We start from the raw sequence: 15,602 nt of genomic DNA, 5'->3' as shown, positions 1-15,602 counted from the left end.
TCAGGGGATGCTGTCATTTCCGACCATCCCCGCTTGGGAAGCAAGGAGAAAGAATGAAAGCACAATCCGCACTGGTTCCGTTCAGCAGCAAGGCATTGGCGCTTGGTTTTTCCGGCAATCTCGGCAATATCGAAGCGTATATTTCGGCGGTCAATCGCATTCCGATGCTGACCCAGGAAGAGGAAACCGACCTGGCCCGCCGCTTCCGCAAGGACAATGACCTTGGCGCCGCGCAGAAACTGGTGCTCTCGCACCTGCGGCTGGTGGTGTCGATCGCGCGCGGTTATCTCGGCTACGGTCTGCCGCATGCAGACCTGATCCAGGAAGGCAATATCGGCCTGATGAAGGCGGTCAAGCGCTTCGATCCGGAACAGGGCGTGCGCCTGGTGTCCTATGCGATGCACTGGATCAAGGCCGAAATCCACGAGTACATCCTGAAGAACTGGCGCCTGGTGAAGGTGGCCACGACCAAGGCGCAGCGCAAGCTGTTCTTCAACCTGCGCAGCCACAAGGAAGGCCTCGATACGATGACGCCGGCGCAGGTCGACGACCTGGCCAGGACGCTCAACGTCAAGCGCGAGGAAGTCATCGAGATGGAAACCCGCATGTCGGGCCACGACATCGCGCTGGATGCGCCGAGCGACGACGAAGACGAAAAGTTCGCACCGATCGCCTACCTGTCCTCGGAATCGAGCGAGCCCACGCGCGAACTGGAAGCGCGCCAGTACGACCGCCTGCAGTCGGAAGGACTGGAGACTGCGCTCGGCAAGCTCGATCCGCGGTCGCGGCGCATCGTCGAGGCACGCTGGCTGGCCAACGACGACGGCTCGGGGGCGACCCTGCATGAGCTGGCGGACGAGTTCGGCGTGTCGGCCGAGCGCATCCGGCAGATCGAGAGCGCCGCGCTCAAGAAGATGAAGACGACGCTCGCGTCCTACGCGTGATCGCCTGATCCGACTGAAACAAGAAAGGTGCCTGAAAAGGCGCCTTTTTTTATTTGCCGCCCGCCTCGGAGAGCAGCAGCTTGAGGTCGTGCACGATAGGCTCGGTCCCCTGGCCGTGCCTCACGAACAGCCGGATCCTGCCCTGCGGGTCGAACACATAACTGCCGGCGGTGTGGTCCATCGTATAGCCGCCGTCCTTGCCGTTCACCTTCTGATAGAACACCCGGAAGTCCTTCGCGATCTTTTCGGTCTCGGCCTTGTCGCCGATGAGTCCGAGGAAGCTCGGATGAAACGCGGGCACGTACTGGGACAGCAGCTGCGGCGTATCGCGCTCAGGGTCGACCGTCACGAACAGTACCTGCACCCGCTCCGCCTGGGGGCCGAGCTGCTGCATCACGTTGGCCATCTCGGCCATCGTGGTCGGGCAGACATCGGGGCAATGGGTATAGCCGAAGAACACCACCACCGCCTTGCCGCGGAAATCTTCGAGCTTGCGCGGCTGCCCGTTATGGTCCTTCATCGCGAATCCCTTCGCGTAGTCCAGGCCGGTGACATCGGTGTTCTTGAATCCCGATCCGACCGGGGACAGCAGCATCTGCCCACCCTCGCCCTGCCTGTCGCAGGCAACGAGGAGCAGGCTGGAGGCGGCCAGCAGGAGGGAGGCGAGACAGCGCACGGGCTTGGAAGGAGTCACGATCAGAACCGTATGTAGTGGTCGACCAGCAGCGCCGCGAACAGCAGCGACAGGTAGATGATGGAATAGGCAAAGGCCTTGCGGGCCAGCAGATCGGTGTAGTGTTTCCAGATCAGCCAGGCGTAGCGCAGGAAGATGGCGCCGAGCACCGCGGCGCTGGCGAGGTAGATCAGGCCGCTCATGCGCACCGCGAACGGCAGCATGCTGGTGGCGACCAGCGCGATGGTGTAGAGCCAGATGTGGAATTGCGTGAACTTGAGGCCGTGCGTGACCGGCAGCATCGGCAGCCCGGACTTGGCATAGTCGTCGCGGCGGTAGAGCGCCAGCGCCCAGAAATGCGGCGGGGTCCAGACGAAGATGATCAGCACCAGGATCCAGGCCTGCATCGGCACGTCGTTGGCGACCGCGGCCCAGCCGAGCGCCGGCGGCATCGCGCCGGACAGGCCGCCGATGACGATGTTCTGCGGCGTGGCCGGCTTGAGCAGCATGGTGTAGATGACCGCATAACCGACGAAGGTGGCGAAGGTGAGCCACATGGTGAGCGGATTGACGAAATTGAACAGCACCCACATGCCGGCGCCGCCGATGACGCCGGAGAAGACCAGGGTCTGCGGCACGGTCAGTTCGCCGCGCGCCATGGGCCGGCGCGCGGTGCGGGCCATGCGCGAGTCGATCTCGCGCTCCACCAGACAGTTGACGGCGAACGCGGCGCCGGCGAGCAGCCAGATGCCGATGGTCGCGGCGACCACGACTTTCCAGTCCGGCAGGCCGGGCGATGCGAGGAACATGCCGATCACCGCGCAGAACACTGCCAGTTGGGTGACGCGGGGTTTGGTCAACGCCCAGTACTGGGCCAGCCGGTTGGGTGGAATGGTCAGGGTATTCACGTTGATCTCAGGCGGCGGAAAGCCGCGTTGCAGCCCGGTTGACGGCGGCTTGCGCCGCACTGCGAGCCTCGAAGTTTAACATGGTGAGCAGCAGCACGAGAGCGGCCGCGCCGCCGTTGTGGACCACCGCCAGCGCGAGCGGCCACTTGAGGAAAATCGTCGACATGCCGGTCATGAACTGCAGGCCGGCGACGATAAGTATGCGGCGACCGGTGCGGCGCGTGGCGTCGATGCGCATCGCGCGCAGTCCGAGCCAGCCCAGCCAGGCCACCACCACGAAAGCGAAATTGCGATGCACCCAGTGGATGGCGGTCAGGGCCGGGAAAGGCAGCCAGTCGCCGTCGCCGGTCTTGCCGAGATGGCGCCAGAGTTCGAAGCCGTTGGCGAAGTCCATTTCCGGCACCAGCTTGCCGTGGCAGAGCGGGAAGTCGAGGCAGGCCAGCGCCGCGTAATTGGTGCTCACCCAGCCGCCGAGCGCGATCTGCACTGCCAGCAGCGCGCTGCCCACCGCCGCCGAAAGCGCCAGCCTGCGGCCGTCGGGCGACGACGCCGGTACCGCGCTCTGCCGGGCGCCGAGCCAGGTCAGCATCGCCAGCAGCAGCATGCCGAGCAACAGATGGGTCGTGACTATCGCCGGCTGCAGCTTGAGCGTCACGGTCCAGGCGCCGAACGCGCCCTGCAGGCAGACGGATACGAACAGCATGGTCGGCAGTCCGGGCGAAAAGCGGGCCTCCTGGCGCTTCGACTTCAGCCAGCGCATCCAGGCGATGACCATGATGGCAATGATCAGCACGCCCACGCCCATGGCCAGGTAGCGATGGATCATCTCGATCCAGGCCTTCGCCACGGTCACGGGGCCCGTGGGCATGGCGGCCTCGGCGGCGCTGATCTGCTCGTGCGCCTGCAGCGGATTGGCGTGGCCGTAGCAGCCCGGCCAGTCGGGGCAGCCGAGGCCGGAATCGGTCAGTCGGGTGAAGGCGCCGAACATGATCAGGTCGAAGGTCAGGAAAACCGTGACCCAGACCAGCTTGCGGTACTTGTCGGCGTCACTGGAGGCCCAGACGATGGCCAGCGGCAGCATCGCCGCCAGCAGTCCCATGATCGCGAGTTGTATCAGCATGGCGCGGCGGTCATCCTATGCGGGAAGCCTTGAGCAGCTTCGAAAGGTCTTTCTTGATCTTGTTGGGATCGGCGTCCCTGGGGAAGCGCATCATCAGGTTGCCGAGCGGGTCGATCATGTAGATATGGTCCTCGGGCCTGCCGCCCTGCTCGACCGGCAGCCAGCGGCCGACCGCGTCCGCGCTGACGCGCAGCATGCGGGTACCGTCGTACTCGCGCATGAGCACAGTTTCCAGCGGCTGGCCATCTGTGACGAGCCAGACCCGTTCGATACGGTCCATGTCCTTGCCCTGAGCCAGCCTGAGCTGGCGCATGTCGTGCAGCCGCTTGCGGCACGCATCGCCACAGTCGCCGCCCGCCACCTGCAGCATGATCCACTTGCCCCTGAAGCTGTCGAGCTCCGAGGGCTTGCCGTCGAGGGTGGTGGCGCCGAGCGCGGGCATCGGGTGGGCGCGCGGGTCGATCAGCTCTCCGTAGTTGGTGCGGCCCTCGGGCTTGATCACGTAGTAGGTGAGATAGGAGGCGATCATCGGCGACGCGCATACGGCGAGCACCGCAAACAGCTTCCAGCGTCCGCTACTCTTTTGTCTGGCTTGTTCCACGTCTGAATCCTGTCACAACAAAAAACAGCAGCGCGGTCGCTGCCAATGCATACCACTGAAAGGCGTAACCGCGATGCTTGTCGGCGCCGCTCGACGGCCGCGGCCAGTCGCGCACCAGGCCATCGCGCATGTCGCCGGTCTGCTCGACGATGAAGGGCAGCAGGCGGATGCCGGCCGACCTTGCGACGTCGTCAATGGCCACGTTCTGCACGATGGCCCCCGGGGCGGGCGGCGGCGCCTCGCCCAGCTGCAGGACGCGACCGGCGTGGCGCACGGCGACGCCTTCCAGCCTGACTTCCCCGTCCGGCGTGGCGATGGACGGCAGGCGGGTACGCTCGAAGGGGTTGCGCGCCACCCAGCCGCGGGCAACCAGTACCCACGCATCGCTGCCGGCCATTCTAAACGGAGTCAGCAGGTGAAAGCCCGCCGTCCCCTGGTGCGGGCGGTTGTCGAGCCAGATGTTCCAGTTCTGCATGAACTCGCCCCTGGCGACGACGCGGCGGTACTCGATCGCATCTGGGTCCGGCGGCGCCGATCTCAAGTCCAGCGGCGGCAGCGCGGTCCGCTCGGTCAGCCGCGCCTCGATGGCTTCCTTTTCGAGCGCGCGGCGGGTCTGCCACTGGCCGAGCGATACGCCGGCCGCGGCGGTGCACAGCGCGGCAATGAAGGGAATCCAACTGAAGCGAAAGCGCAACCGCATTACAATGCCTTTTTACTCATCCATTCGGCCCGGCGGCCTCCACAGGCCGCACCCGGCCATTCCGCGTTCATGAAAATCCTGGTCGCCATCGCATTCTTCCTGATTCTCGCCAGCCTGGGCTCGGCGCTGCTGTTCCTGATGCGGGACCGGGGAAAGAGCAATCGTACCGTGAAGGCGCTGGCTTTTCGGGTCGGCTTCTCGATCACGCTGTTCCTGCTGATTCTCTTCGCCCACAGCCAGGGATGGATACAGCCGACAGGCATACGCTGACGCGCGCCGGGAAACGCAAAAAAGAAGCCGCACCGAGGTGCGGCTTCTTCATTTGGACCAAGGCTGCTTACAGCCAGTACACGACCACGTACAGGCCGAGCCAGACCACGTCGACGAAGTGCCAGTACCAGGCGGCGCCTTCGAAGGCGAAGTGGTTTTCCGGCGTGAAGTGGCCCTTCATCAGGCGGTACAGGACGACGGCCAGCATGATCGCGCCCAGCGTCACGTGGAAGCCGTGGAAGCCGGTCAGCATGAAGAAGGTCGAACCGTAGATGCCGGAGGTGAGCTTGAGGTTCAGGTCGCTGTACGCATGCATGTACTCATAAACCTGGAAACCCATGAAGATGGTGCCCAGCAGGATGGTGGCGAACAGCCAGAACGCGGCCTTGCCGCGCACGCCGGCGCGCAGCGCGTGGTGCGAGATCGTCAGCGTGACGCCCGAAGCGAGCAGCAGCGCGGTATTGATGGTCGGGATCGGGAACGGACCCATCTTGGCGAACGGATCGATCGTGCCCGCCGGCGTGTTGCCCCACTCGGGCACGAAATCCGGCCACAGGATCTTGTGGTCGAGGTCGGCCAGCCACGGCGCGGTGACCGCGCGGGCGTAGAACAGCGCACCGAAGAAGCCGGCGAAGAACATGACCTCGGAGAAGATGAACCAGCTCATGCTCCAGCGGTAGGACAGGTCGATGCGCGGGCCGTAGAGGCCGCTCTCCGACTCGGCGATGGCGTCGCCGAACCACTTGTAGAGCACCACCAGCATGGCGAGGACGCCGACCAGGGTTACCGGCGCGCCCCAGGCGAAGCCGTTGACCCAGCCGGAGGCGCCGGCCATGGTGACCAGCAGCGAAGCGCCGCCCAGAACCGGCCAGCTCGAAGGACCCGGCACGAAATAGTAGGGTGCCTTGGTAGCGTGTTGAGAACTCATCTCCATCTCCCGATACGAAATTCAAATTGATTTATTGGGCCACCACACTCTTGACGATCAGCAGCAGGGTCGCGACGAAGATCGCGGCGCCGATGATGCCGGCGATGATCACGTGCACCGGATTGAGCTGCTGCGCATCGTTTTCATAGTCTCGACGCTTGCGCACCCCGAAAAACGACCAGAACACTGCCTTCATCGTTGCGCCGAACGAGGCCTTGCGCTGCGCCGCCTTTTTCAGCTCATCATCCATCGTCAGCTCGTCTTCTTGCCGGGGCCGCCGATTTCGAAGAAGGTGTACGACAGCGTGATCGTCTTCACATCCTTCGGCAGCGCCGGGTCGATGAAGAACACGACCGGCATCTGCTTGGCTTCATTGGGTCCCAGCGTCTGCTGCTTGAAGCAAAAGCACTCCATCTTCTTGAAGTGGGCCGACGCCTGCTGCGGCGCATAGCTCGGAATCGCCTGCGCATCGACGCTGCGCGACTGCGTGTTCACCACTTCGTACACCACCTGCGCCATCTCGCCGGGATGCACCTGCATGCTCGACACCGTGGGCCGGAAGCGCCACGGGCCCTGCGCGGTGGCATCGAACTCGATCGTGATGGTGCGCGTCTTGTCGACCTGCGTATTGACCGGACCCTCCACCGTGACGTCTTTCGGCGTCAGCAGGTTGATGCCGGTGATTTCGCAGATCTTCTGGTAGATCGGCACCAGCGCGTAGCCGAAACCGAACATCATCACCGCCACCACCAGCAGCTTGCCGAGCATTTGCCGGTTCAGTCTGCCGTTGCCGCCTGCATCCGTGGGTTCGCTCATGTCAGCTCAGCCAGATCTTCTTGACGAACAGGCCGATGAAGAACATCAGCGCGATCGATGCGAGGATCAGGCCGGTCCTCAGGTTATTGGGTTTGCGCGGATCTGCCATCACATGTGCGGCGGGCTTGCGCCCGCCGCGTTCTCCTTACTTGACGACCGGCGGTTCTTCGAAGGTATGGAAGGGCGCCGGGCTCGGCACCGTCCACTCCAGGCCTTCGGCGCCATCCCAGGGCTTGTCGGCCGCCTTCTGGCCACCCTTGATCGACGGCAGGACCACGGCGAACAGGAAGTAGACCTGCATCAGGCCGAAGCCGAAGGCGCCGATGGTGGCGATCATGTTGAAGTCGGTGAACTGCGCCGGATAGTCCGCATAGCGGCGGGGCATGCCGGCCAGCCCGAGGAAGTGCATCGGGAAGAAGGTGATGTTGAAGGTGATGATCGAACCCCAGAAGTGGATCTTGCCGCGGGTTTCGTTGTACATGTACCCGGTCCACTTCGGACCCCAGTAGTAGAAGCCGGCGAACAGCGCGAACAGCGAGCCGGCGACCAGCACGTAGTGGAAGTGCGCCACCACGTAATAGGTGTCCTGCATCTGGATGTCGATCGGGGTCACCGCCAGGATCAGGCCGGTGAAGCCGCCCATGGTGAACACGAAGATGAAGCCGACCGCGAACAGCATCGGCGTCTCGAAGGTCATCGAGCCCTTCCACATGGTCGCGATCCAGTTGAACACCTTCACGCCGGTCGGCACCGAGATCAGCATGGTGGCGTACATGAAGAACAGCTGCGCGGTCACCGGCATGCCGGTGGTGAACATGTGGTGCGCCCAGACGATGAAGGACAGGATCGCGATCGAGGCGGTCGCGTACACCATCGACGCATAGCCGAACAGCGGCTTGCGGGCGAAGGCCGGGATGATCTGCGACACGATGCCGAAGGCCGGCAGGATCATGATGTAGACCTCGGGGTGGCCGAAGAACCAGAAGATGTGCTGGTACATCACCGGGTCGCCGCCGCCGGCCGCGTTGAAGAACGAGGTGCCGAAGTGGCGGTCGGTCAGGGTCATGGTGATCGCGCCTGCGAGCACCGGCATCACCGCGATCAGCAGGTAGGCGGTGATCAGCCAGGTCCAGCAGAACATCGGCATCTTCATCAGCGTCATGCCGGGGGCGCGCATGTTGAGGATGGTGACGATGATGTTGATCGAACCCATGATCGAGGACGCGCCCATGATGTGCATCGCGAAGATGCCCATGTCCATGCCGATGCCCATCTGGGTCGACAGCGGCGCATACAGCGTCCAGCCCGCCGCGGTGGCGCCGCCCGGTGCCAGGAAGGAGGCGGCGAGCAGGATGCCGGCGGGCGGCAGCAGCCAGAACGAGAAGTTGTTCATCCGCGCGAAGGCCATGTCGGAAGCGCCGATCTGCAGCGGAATCATCCAGTTGGCGAAGCCGACGAAGGCCGGCATGATCGCGCCGAACACCATGATCAGGCCGTGCATGGTGGTGAGCTGATTGAAGAACTCGGGCTGCACCAGCTGCAGGCCGGGCTGGAACAGCTCGGCGCGGATGCCCAGCGCGAGCACGCCGCCGGACAGCAGCATGACGAAGGAGAACCACAGGTACAGCGTGCCGATGTCCTTGTGGTTGGTGGCGAACAGCCAGCGCCGCCAGCCGTGCGGATGGTCGTGTGCGTGGTCGTGCGAGTGATCGTGGGCGTGATCGACTACGGTGGTGCTCATCTCAGTCTCCTAATGCGATTACTTGCGCGCTGCCAGCACTTCGGCCGGTTGAACGATGTTTTCCTGCGCCTTGTTCGACCAGGCGTTGCGCGTGTAGGTGATCACGGCGGCGATATCGGTCTCCGACAGCGTACCCTTGAAGGCCGGCATTGCCTTGCGGCCGTTAACGATCACGCTGATCTGTTCGGCGCGCGGGCCGGTGACGACCGGGGAACCGTCGAGGGCCGGGAAGGCGCCGGGCACACCCTTGCCGGTAGCCTGGTGGCAGGCCACGCAGTTGGCGGCATAGACCTTCTCGCCGCGCTGGCGGAGCTCGTCGAGGGTCCAGGTCTTGTTCGGATCGTCGGCCAGGGCAGCCATTTCCTTCTTCTTGCCCTCGACCCACTTGGTGTAATCGGCGTCGGACACCACGTTGACGACGATCGGCATGAACGCGTGGTCCTTGCCGCACAGCTCGACGCACTGGCCGCGGTAGGTACCGATCTTCTCGGCGCGGAACCAGGTGTCGCGCACGAAGCCGGGAATCGCATCCTGCTTCACCGCGAAGGCCGGGATGGTCCAGCCGTGGATCACGTCGTTGGCGGTGGTGACGATGCGGATCTTCTTGTTGACGGGCACGACGACGGGATTGTCGACCTCGAGCAGGTAGTTGTCGCTCTTGGCGACCGAGGCGTCGACGATCTGCGCGCGCGGCGTGGCCAGGGCGGACAGGAAGGAGATGCCCTCGCCTTCGCCCTTGAGGTAGTCGTAGCCCCACTTCCACTGCATGCCGGTGGCCTTGATCGTGATGTCGGCGGCGGAGGTGTCCTTCATCGCGACCACGGTCTTGGTGGCGGGCAGCGCCATCGCGATGACGATCAGGAAGGGCACCACGGTCCAGGCGATCTCGACGGCGGTGCTTTCATGGAAGGTGGCCGGCTGGTGGCCGAGGGAGCGGCGATGCTTGAGGATGGAATAGAACATCACGCCGAAGACGCCGATGAAGATCGCCAGGCAGATCACCAGCATCAGGTTGTGCAGCGAGTAGACCTCTTCTGCGATCCGGGTGACCGGCTGCTGGAAGTTCAGCTGGCGCACGGCGGGACCGCCGTCGCTGTCGTTCACTGCCCAGACCGGCAGGCCCGCAGCCAGCAGCGACGCACCGAGCATCAGGGATTGGACGCGCTTCGCAAGTTTCATAGTTTCCTCAAATGCCTCTCAATTGGAATTCTTTCCTGCTGCCGGTCGCGCCCGCGGTGCGTCCGGCATCTGTTCCATTCTTCGCGGCCCGCCATGACTGGCGTGCCGGTTGTCTCCGTCCTGAGGAGCGCTGTCGGCGGAACGCCGTCAGCATGCCCGGTGAGGGGTCATGACAAACGAGCATACAACAAAAATCATTCCTTATGACAACGCTTCCAGAAACTGGGAAAACAGGCAGGAGACTTCGCAACCACGTACGAGGATGAATTGCTGCGAGGACGGAAGGCCGCGCCGGGCGCATGCGGTCCTGGCGCCGCGGCAGGATCGGTCGTTGTGCTTCCGCAGATTCCGCGCGTGGGTCGTGAAGTGTTGCCTGGGTTCGGTCCGGGGAGACGCGCGCACAGCGCAAAACCCCCGAAGTATAAGTCGGACTTTGGCTGGTTATCAAGCGGGAAATGTCTTACAAACCAGCCTGCGTCAAGCGCCGGCCGCCCGGGAGACGGCGAGGCGCGGCCGGCGGCGGGATGTGCGCCGCCGACGGCGTTTGTCCGACAGCCTCATTCACTTGCGGCGCGGCTCGAAGCGGATGATGGCTTCGCCGCTGGCGGTCTGCCGCGGCGCGGGACGGAAGGCGTGGCCGTAGACGACCTCGAAGGTGAGCGGGATGCGGCCGTCGCCGCCGCGCATGGCTTCGAGGGCGTCGGCCACCCGCCGCCAGGCGGCACGGCCGAGCAGTCCCCGGCGACGCGTCAGCAGCGGATTGCCGCCCCAGGCGCGCACGTCGGCCATGAGCTTGTCCACGCTCTCGTAGGTGACGGTGATGGTTTCCATGTCCATCACCGGCGTCGAGAACCCGGCGTTGACCAGCATGTCGCCGAAATCATGCATGTCGACGAAGCTGAGCGCATGCGATGCATGGTCGGCCTGGGCGAACGCATGGCGGATTTCGCGGAAGCTGTCTGGGCCGAAACAGGAAAACATCAGCAGGCCGTCGGTGGCCAGCACCCTGCGCCATTCCGAAAAGACCTGGTCGGGCTGCGGATGCCAGTGCAGCACGAGGTTGGACCAGACGAGATCGACGGCGCCGGTCTGCAGCGGCAGGTGGCCGAGGTCGCCGCACACCAGCCCGGCCGGTCCGCCGCCGCCCGACTGCCGCAGCCAGCGGCCGAACAGCCGGCTGACCGCCGAACTCGCGGCCTGGTGGCGCTCGCGCGCGCAGCGGAGCAATGTTTCCGATGCATCGAGTCCGAGCACCTCCGCCTGCGGATACTGCTCGTGCAGGCGGCCGAGGTCGGGGCCGTCGGCGCAGCCGATATCGAGCACCCGGCGGGGCGCGATCTTCACCAGCGCGAGGCGCTCGTGCATGCGGCCGGCGATCTCGCGGCGCAGGAAATCGGAGTCGGCGAAATTGCCTGGGGAATGGAACAGGCGGCGTACGAGCCCGATATCGATCGGTCCGCTGGCGCTGTTGTCGGGAGCTGGAGATGACAAGGGGGAATCCGGTGCCGCAGTGAGATAATGGCGAAGTTTACACGCTAGTCCCGCCTGCTGCTCCGATGCCGCCGCCCCTGCCTTCCGTGCTGTCCGCCCTGCCCGCCCTGACCGGCATGCTGCGGGCGCTGCTGCCCGGCGCCTGCGCGCTGTGCGGCGGCGAATGCGGCGACGGGCTGTGCGCGGGATGCGCGGCGCAGCACTTTGCCGCCCGGCCCAGGCGCTGCCGCCGTTGCGCGCTGCCGCTGCCGGCAGACGCGTCGGCGGCGACGCAGTGCGGCGAGTGCCTGCGACGCCCTCCGGCCTTCGATGCGGCGGTGGCGGCGGTCGACTACGCCCCGCCGCTCGAACAGCTGGTGCTCGGGCTGAAGTTCGGTCACCGCCTCGCGCTCGCGCCGCTGCTCGCGCGCAGCATGGCCGAGACGTGGCGAGTCTCCATGCATCCGCCACCCGCCCTGCTGACCGCGGTGCCGCTGGGACCAAGCCGACTGGCCGAGCGCGGGTTCAACCAGGCGGCGGAAATCGCACGTCCGCTCGCGTCGCTGCTGAAGCTGCCGCTCGACCTGCGGCTGCTGCAGCGTCAGCGCGACACCACGCCGCAGGCCCTGCTGCACCCGGACGAGCGCCGCCGGAACATGCGGCAGGCGTTCCGTGTCGATCCGATGCGACTGGGCGCGCTTGCCGGCGCCCATGTGGCGATCGTGGACGACGTGATGACCACCGGCGAAACGCTCAATGCGGCCGCCGCCGCGCTCAAGCGGCGCGGCGCGGCCCGCGTCACCGCCCTGGTGTTCGCCCGCACCGTCAATTAAAGGAGTCCTGCTTGTTCAACGTCGTGCTTGTCGAACCCGAAATTCCGCCGAATACCGGCAACGTCATCCGCCTGTGCGCCAACACCGGCGCGCAGCTGCACCTGGTCGAACCGCTCGGTTTTCCGCTGGACGATGCGAAGATGCGGCGCGCCGGACTCGACTACCATGACTATGCGACGATGAAGGTGCATCCCGGCTGGGACGCTTTCCTGCTCGCCGAAAACCCGGACCGGGAACGCATGTTCGCGCTGACCACCCACGGCTCGACGCCGTTCGCGTCCGTCGCCTTCCGGCCCGGCGACTGGTTCATTTTCGGCTCCGAGACGCGGGGACTGGCGCCGGCGCTTCGGGAGAGCTTCCCGGCAGCACAGCGCATCCGGCTGCCCATGCGGCCGGGCAACCGCAGCCTCAATTTGTCCAACACGGTGGCGGTCGTGGTCTTCGAAGCCTGGCGGCAGCACGGCTACGCCGGCGGCGCCTGAGTCATTCAATCAAAGGAAAGCATCATGCAAAAGCGCTCGATCATCGCCCTCTTCACCACCTGCGCCGCCCTGGCCCTCGGCTCCGCCCATGCACAGGAGCTGCGGGTGAGCCAGGCCTACGCGCGGGCGACGATGCCGCAGCAGCCGGCCGGCGGCGCCTACCTGACCATCGAGAACAGGGGAAAGGCCGCCGACAGGCTGGTCGGCGCCGCCACGCCGGTGGCGAAGTCGGTCGAACTGCATACGATGAGCATGCAGGGCAACGTGATGAAGATGCGCGAAGTCGGCGGCATCGACATCGGTTCGGCGGCGACGCTGGAGATGAAACCGGGGGAAGGCTACCACCTGATGCTGATGGGCCTGCGCCAGCCGCTCAGGGCCGGCGAGCGCTTTCCGCTGACCCTGCAGTTCGACAAGGCGGGCAAGCTCGAGGTCGAGGTCAGCGTGCAGGAGGCCGCGGGCGGGCACCGTCACGGTCACTGATCCGGTGGACCGCCGGGCGGGCCGCCGTTCAGTGCCTGCGCAATCGCAGCGTCGCCCGCAGCACGCCGGTCTGCAGGCCGCGCAGGTTCTTCAGCGCCGGCTGCTCCCATTCCCGTAGCGGCGTCGCCGACGGGTCGGGCAGCAGGCCGATGTCCCGCAGCACCGCGATCGTCGCCGGATACAGCGCCCTCGCCCCGCCATCGGCGATCTTGACGGCTATGCCGATGCCCGCCGAGCGTATGCCGAGCACCTGGACCGCTTCCGCGCCGCCCTTGGCGACCCAGTCGCCGGGCGCGGTGCGCATGAACGCGAGGTCGCCGCGACCACTGCCGGACACCAGCTCCGGGTGCCCGGTCATTGCCGCGAACAGCAGGCCGTACAGGTCGCCCGCCTCGGTGTCGCCTTCGCCCTGGCTCAGCCGCGCATAGGCATGCGCGAGACGCGAGAGCGGCAGTGCGAAGTTCGGTGCGGAGCAGCCGTCGGTGCCGGTGATCAGGGCGGTCTCGGGCAGCCGCGCGGCGGATGCGACGCTGCGCCGGACCGCCTGCTGCAGCGGATGCGACGGGTCGAGGTAACTGTCGAGCGGCAGCCCGTGCTGCACGCAATAGGCGAGAAAGCCGGCATGCTTGCCGCTGCAGTTGTTGTGCAGCTGATTGAACGACATGCCGGCGGGCGGCGCCTCCCCTGTTCCGTAGCGCAGCGGGACATGGCAGCCGCAGCGCAGGTGATGCTCGTCGCATCCCGCCTCATGCAGCATGCGCTGCACGACCGATGTGTGCATGTCTTCGCCGGAGTGGCTGGCGCACAGCAGCGCGATCTCCCGGCTGCCGAAGCGGAATTTCTCGTGGCCGCCGGCACGCAGCAGCGGCAGTGCCTGGAAGGGCTTGATGGTGGAGCGGGTGAAGGCGGGGAAGTCCGGATCGCCCGCGCTGTACAGCAGGCGCCCTGCCGTGTCGACCACGGCGACCGCGCCCGCATGCACCGATTCGACGTGGCCGCCGCGCGTGCTTTCGGCGAGTATGTCGAATCCTTGCCCGATCATTGGCTGCGCACCTTCGCCAGCAGCTTGCTGGTGGACCGGTCATGCTCGAAAGCGATGGCGACCGCACGACCGCCGTAGGCGCTGACGGCCCTGCCCTCGGGGATCGCGGCCATGTCGTAATCGCCGCCCTTCACATAGATGTCGGGCCGGGCTTCCTGCACCACTTCGAGCGCGGTGTCTTCATCGAAGGGCACGACCAGGCTGACCGATTCGAGCGCGGCGAGGACGGCCATCCTGTCGTCGCAGCTGTTGATCGGACGGTCGTCGCCCTTGCCCAGGCGCCTGACCGATGCGTCGGTGTTGACCGCCACCACGAGCGAGGCGCCGAGCGCGCGGGCCTGGGCGAGATAGGTGACATGTCCGCGGTGGAGAATGTCGAAGACGCCGTTGGTCAGCACGACCGGTTGCGGCAGCGCCGCGATGCGTTCGGCGAGGGTCTTGCGGGAAGCGAGTTTTTTTTCGAAGTCGGGCATGGCGCAGAAACGGAAAAGGCCGCGGGCGGAACGCGCGCGGCCTCCAGTTTAACGCTTCGCCCGTCAGGCCGCGGCAGGCTTTTGCGCGGCCAGGCGCGAGGTGACTTCCTTGCGATAGCGGTTCAGGTCCTGCACCGATTCGAAAGTACGCTCGAACAGCAGCGACATGTTGTGCAGGATGCGGTCGACGACCTTCTTTTCCCACTCGCCGTCGAACTTGATCTGGCCGTCCAGCCAGCGCTCGAGCCAGTTCGGGTCGGGCAGGCGGCTTTGCACCGTGTCGTTCGGGAACAGCGCCTGGTTCACGTGCAGGTTGGTCGGATGCAGCGGCTTTTCGGTGCGGCGGGCGGAGGCCATCAGCACGCCGATCTTGGCGAAGGCGGCACGGGCGGCGTCGCCGGCTTCGTTGAGCGCCTTTTTCATGTAGCGCAGATAGGCGCCGCCGTGGCGCGCCTCGTCCTGGCTGATGATCTTGTAGATCTGCTTGATCACCGGCTCGGTATGCCATTCGGAGGCGCAGCGATACCAGTGGTTGAGGCGGATTTCGCCGCAGAAGTGCAGCATCAGGGTTTCCAGCGGAGGCGCCGGATCGAACTCGAAGCGCACGTTATGCAGCTCTTCCTCGGTGGGAACGAGGTCGGGGCGGAAACGGCGAAGGTACTCCATCAACACCAGGGAATGCTTCTGCTCCTCGAAGAACCAGACCGACATGAATGCCGAAAAATCGCTGTCGCCGCGGTTGTCCCTCAGGAACATCTCGGTCGCGGGCAGGGCCGACCATTCGGTGATCGCATTCATCCGGATGGTCTGTGCCTGTTCGTCCGACAGCAGTGAGGCATCGAACTTGTCCCAGGGGATGTCCGTCTCCATGTTCCAGCGCACTTGTTCGAGCGATTTGAATAGTTCCGGGTACAGCATGAAGCACCTTAGTGATTGAGA

General features: G+C 65.4%; 20 protein-coding genes. 5 read left to right on the top strand and 15 right to left on the bottom strand.

Annotated features, from left to right (window positions below):
* Positions 1–53 precede the first annotated feature (53 nt).
* Positions 54–944, top strand: coding sequence for an RNA polymerase sigma factor RpoH (gene rpoH, locus NCCP691_RS04315; RefSeq protein ID WP_220807019.1), 891 nt, complete (start codon positions 54–56; stop codon positions 942–944).
* Positions 945–993: 49 nt separating this feature from the next.
* On the opposite strand, the gene NCCP691_RS04310 is transcribed toward rpoH, so the two are convergent.
* The 5 genes from NCCP691_RS04310 to NCCP691_RS04290 all read right to left on the bottom strand — a co-directional run bounded on the left by NCCP691_RS04310 (position 994) and on the right by NCCP691_RS04290 (position 4,946).
* The gene (locus tag NCCP691_RS04310; protein ID WP_238482322.1) at positions 994–1,539 is read right to left on the bottom strand and encodes an SCO family protein; all 546 of its coding nucleotides are present in this window, start codon (positions 1,537–1,539) and stop codon (positions 994–996) included.
* Positions 1,540–1,640: 101 nt separating this feature from the next.
* Entirely contained in the window at positions 1,641–2,525 is an 885-nt protein-coding gene (gene cyoE, locus NCCP691_RS04305; protein WP_220807018.1) for a heme o synthase, read from the bottom strand.
* A 7-nt stretch (positions 2,526–2,532) separates the two neighbouring features.
* The gene (locus tag NCCP691_RS04300) at positions 2,533–3,645 is read right to left on the bottom strand and encodes a COX15/CtaA family protein (protein ID WP_220807017.1); all 1,113 of its coding nucleotides are present in this window, start codon (positions 3,643–3,645) and stop codon (positions 2,533–2,535) included.
* A 10-nt stretch (positions 3,646–3,655) separates the two neighbouring features.
* Entirely contained in the window at positions 3,656–4,246 is a 591-nt protein-coding gene (locus tag NCCP691_RS04295) for an SCO family protein (protein WP_220807016.1), read from the bottom strand.
* Positions 4,221–4,946 (bottom strand): SURF1 family protein, encoded by a 726-nt coding sequence (locus tag NCCP691_RS04290; protein ID WP_220807015.1) that lies wholly within the window; start codon positions 4,944–4,946, stop codon positions 4,221–4,223. Before NCCP691_RS04290 ends, NCCP691_RS04295 begins: the two co-directional genes overlap by 26 nt.
* A gap of 69 nt (positions 4,947–5,015) precedes the next feature.
* Between NCCP691_RS04290 and NCCP691_RS04285 the strand changes: the two genes are divergently transcribed.
* Positions 5,016–5,216, top strand: a complete 201-nt coding sequence (locus tag NCCP691_RS04285) for a twin transmembrane helix small protein (RefSeq protein WP_220807014.1) — start codon at positions 5,016–5,018, stop codon at positions 5,214–5,216.
* Between the two features lie 67 nt (positions 5,217–5,283).
* Here the strand turns inward: NCCP691_RS04285 and NCCP691_RS04280 are convergent, their stop codons facing one another.
* The 7 genes from NCCP691_RS04280 to NCCP691_RS04250 all read right to left on the bottom strand — a co-directional run bounded on the left by NCCP691_RS04280 (position 5,284) and on the right by NCCP691_RS04250 (position 11,371).
* The gene (locus NCCP691_RS04280; protein ID WP_220807013.1) at positions 5,284–6,144 is read right to left on the bottom strand and encodes a cytochrome c oxidase subunit 3; all 861 of its coding nucleotides are present in this window, start codon (positions 6,142–6,144) and stop codon (positions 5,284–5,286) included.
* Positions 6,145–6,175: 31 nt separating this feature from the next.
* Positions 6,176–6,394 carry a DUF2970 domain-containing protein gene (locus NCCP691_RS04275; protein WP_220807012.1) on the bottom strand — a complete coding sequence of 73 codons (219 nt, stop codon included), beginning with the start codon at positions 6,392–6,394 and terminating at the stop codon, positions 6,176–6,178.
* Positions 6,395–6,396: 2 nt separating this feature from the next.
* The gene (locus tag NCCP691_RS04270) at positions 6,397–6,960 is read right to left on the bottom strand and encodes a cytochrome c oxidase assembly protein (protein WP_220807011.1); all 564 of its coding nucleotides are present in this window, start codon (positions 6,958–6,960) and stop codon (positions 6,397–6,399) included.
* Position 6,961: 1 nt separating this feature from the next.
* Positions 6,962–7,069: a cytochrome oxidase small assembly protein gene (locus tag NCCP691_RS04265; protein WP_220807010.1), complete on the bottom strand. Its 108-nt coding sequence runs from the start codon at positions 7,067–7,069 to the stop codon at positions 6,962–6,964.
* 36 nt (positions 7,070–7,105) lie between these two features.
* Complete coding sequence (gene ctaD / locus NCCP691_RS04260; RefSeq protein WP_220807009.1) at positions 7,106–8,701, bottom strand: cytochrome c oxidase subunit I; 1,596 nt, start codon at positions 8,699–8,701, stop codon at positions 7,106–7,108.
* An 18-nt stretch (positions 8,702–8,719) separates the two neighbouring features.
* Positions 8,720–9,880 (bottom strand): cytochrome c oxidase subunit II, encoded by a 1,161-nt coding sequence (gene coxB, locus NCCP691_RS04255; RefSeq protein ID WP_220807008.1) that lies wholly within the window; start codon positions 9,878–9,880, stop codon positions 8,720–8,722.
* A gap of 561 nt (positions 9,881–10,441) precedes the next feature.
* Positions 10,442–11,371 (bottom strand): methyltransferase domain-containing protein, encoded by a 930-nt coding sequence (locus NCCP691_RS04250; protein ID WP_220807007.1) that lies wholly within the window; start codon positions 11,369–11,371, stop codon positions 10,442–10,444.
* A gap of 65 nt (positions 11,372–11,436) precedes the next feature.
* Between NCCP691_RS04250 and NCCP691_RS04245 the strand changes: the two genes are divergently transcribed.
* From NCCP691_RS04245 to NCCP691_RS04235, 3 genes are read left to right on the top strand one after another with little or no spacing between them, the layout of a single operon-like run.
* Complete coding sequence (locus NCCP691_RS04245; protein ID WP_220807006.1) at positions 11,437–12,183, top strand: ComF family protein; 747 nt, start codon at positions 11,437–11,439, stop codon at positions 12,181–12,183.
* A gap of 11 nt (positions 12,184–12,194) precedes the next feature.
* Positions 12,195–12,665 (top strand): tRNA (uridine(34)/cytosine(34)/5-carboxymethylaminomethyluridine(34)-2'-O)-methyltransferase TrmL, encoded by a 471-nt coding sequence (trmL, locus tag NCCP691_RS04240; protein ID WP_220807005.1) that lies wholly within the window; start codon positions 12,195–12,197, stop codon positions 12,663–12,665.
* Positions 12,666–12,689: 24 nt separating this feature from the next.
* Entirely contained in the window at positions 12,690–13,148 is a 459-nt protein-coding gene (locus NCCP691_RS04235; protein ID WP_220807004.1) for a copper chaperone PCu(A)C, read from the top strand.
* 28 nt (positions 13,149–13,176) lie between these two features.
* Here the strand turns inward: NCCP691_RS04235 and NCCP691_RS04230 are convergent, their stop codons facing one another.
* The 3 genes from NCCP691_RS04230 to NCCP691_RS04220 form a co-directional block, all read right to left on the bottom strand.
* Positions 13,177–14,190 carry an asparaginase gene (locus NCCP691_RS04230; protein WP_220807003.1) on the bottom strand — a complete coding sequence of 338 codons (1,014 nt, stop codon included), beginning with the start codon at positions 14,188–14,190 and terminating at the stop codon, positions 13,177–13,179.
* Positions 14,187–14,663 (bottom strand): D-glycero-beta-D-manno-heptose 1-phosphate adenylyltransferase, encoded by a 477-nt coding sequence (gene rfaE2 / locus NCCP691_RS04225; RefSeq protein ID WP_220807002.1) that lies wholly within the window; start codon positions 14,661–14,663, stop codon positions 14,187–14,189. Before rfaE2 ends, NCCP691_RS04230 begins: the two co-directional genes overlap by 4 nt.
* Positions 14,664–14,726: 63 nt before the next feature.
* Entirely contained in the window at positions 14,727–15,581 is an 855-nt protein-coding gene (locus tag NCCP691_RS04220; RefSeq protein ID WP_220807001.1) for a ferritin family protein, read from the bottom strand.
* Positions 15,582–15,602 lie beyond the last annotated feature (21 nt).

Origin of the sequence: Noviherbaspirillum aridicola (genome assembly GCF_019656455.1) — a bacterium.
Lineage (GTDB): Bacteria > Pseudomonadota > Gammaproteobacteria > Burkholderiales > Burkholderiaceae_D > Noviherbaspirillum > Noviherbaspirillum aridicola.
This window is presented reverse-complemented; position numbering and strand designations above follow the sequence as displayed.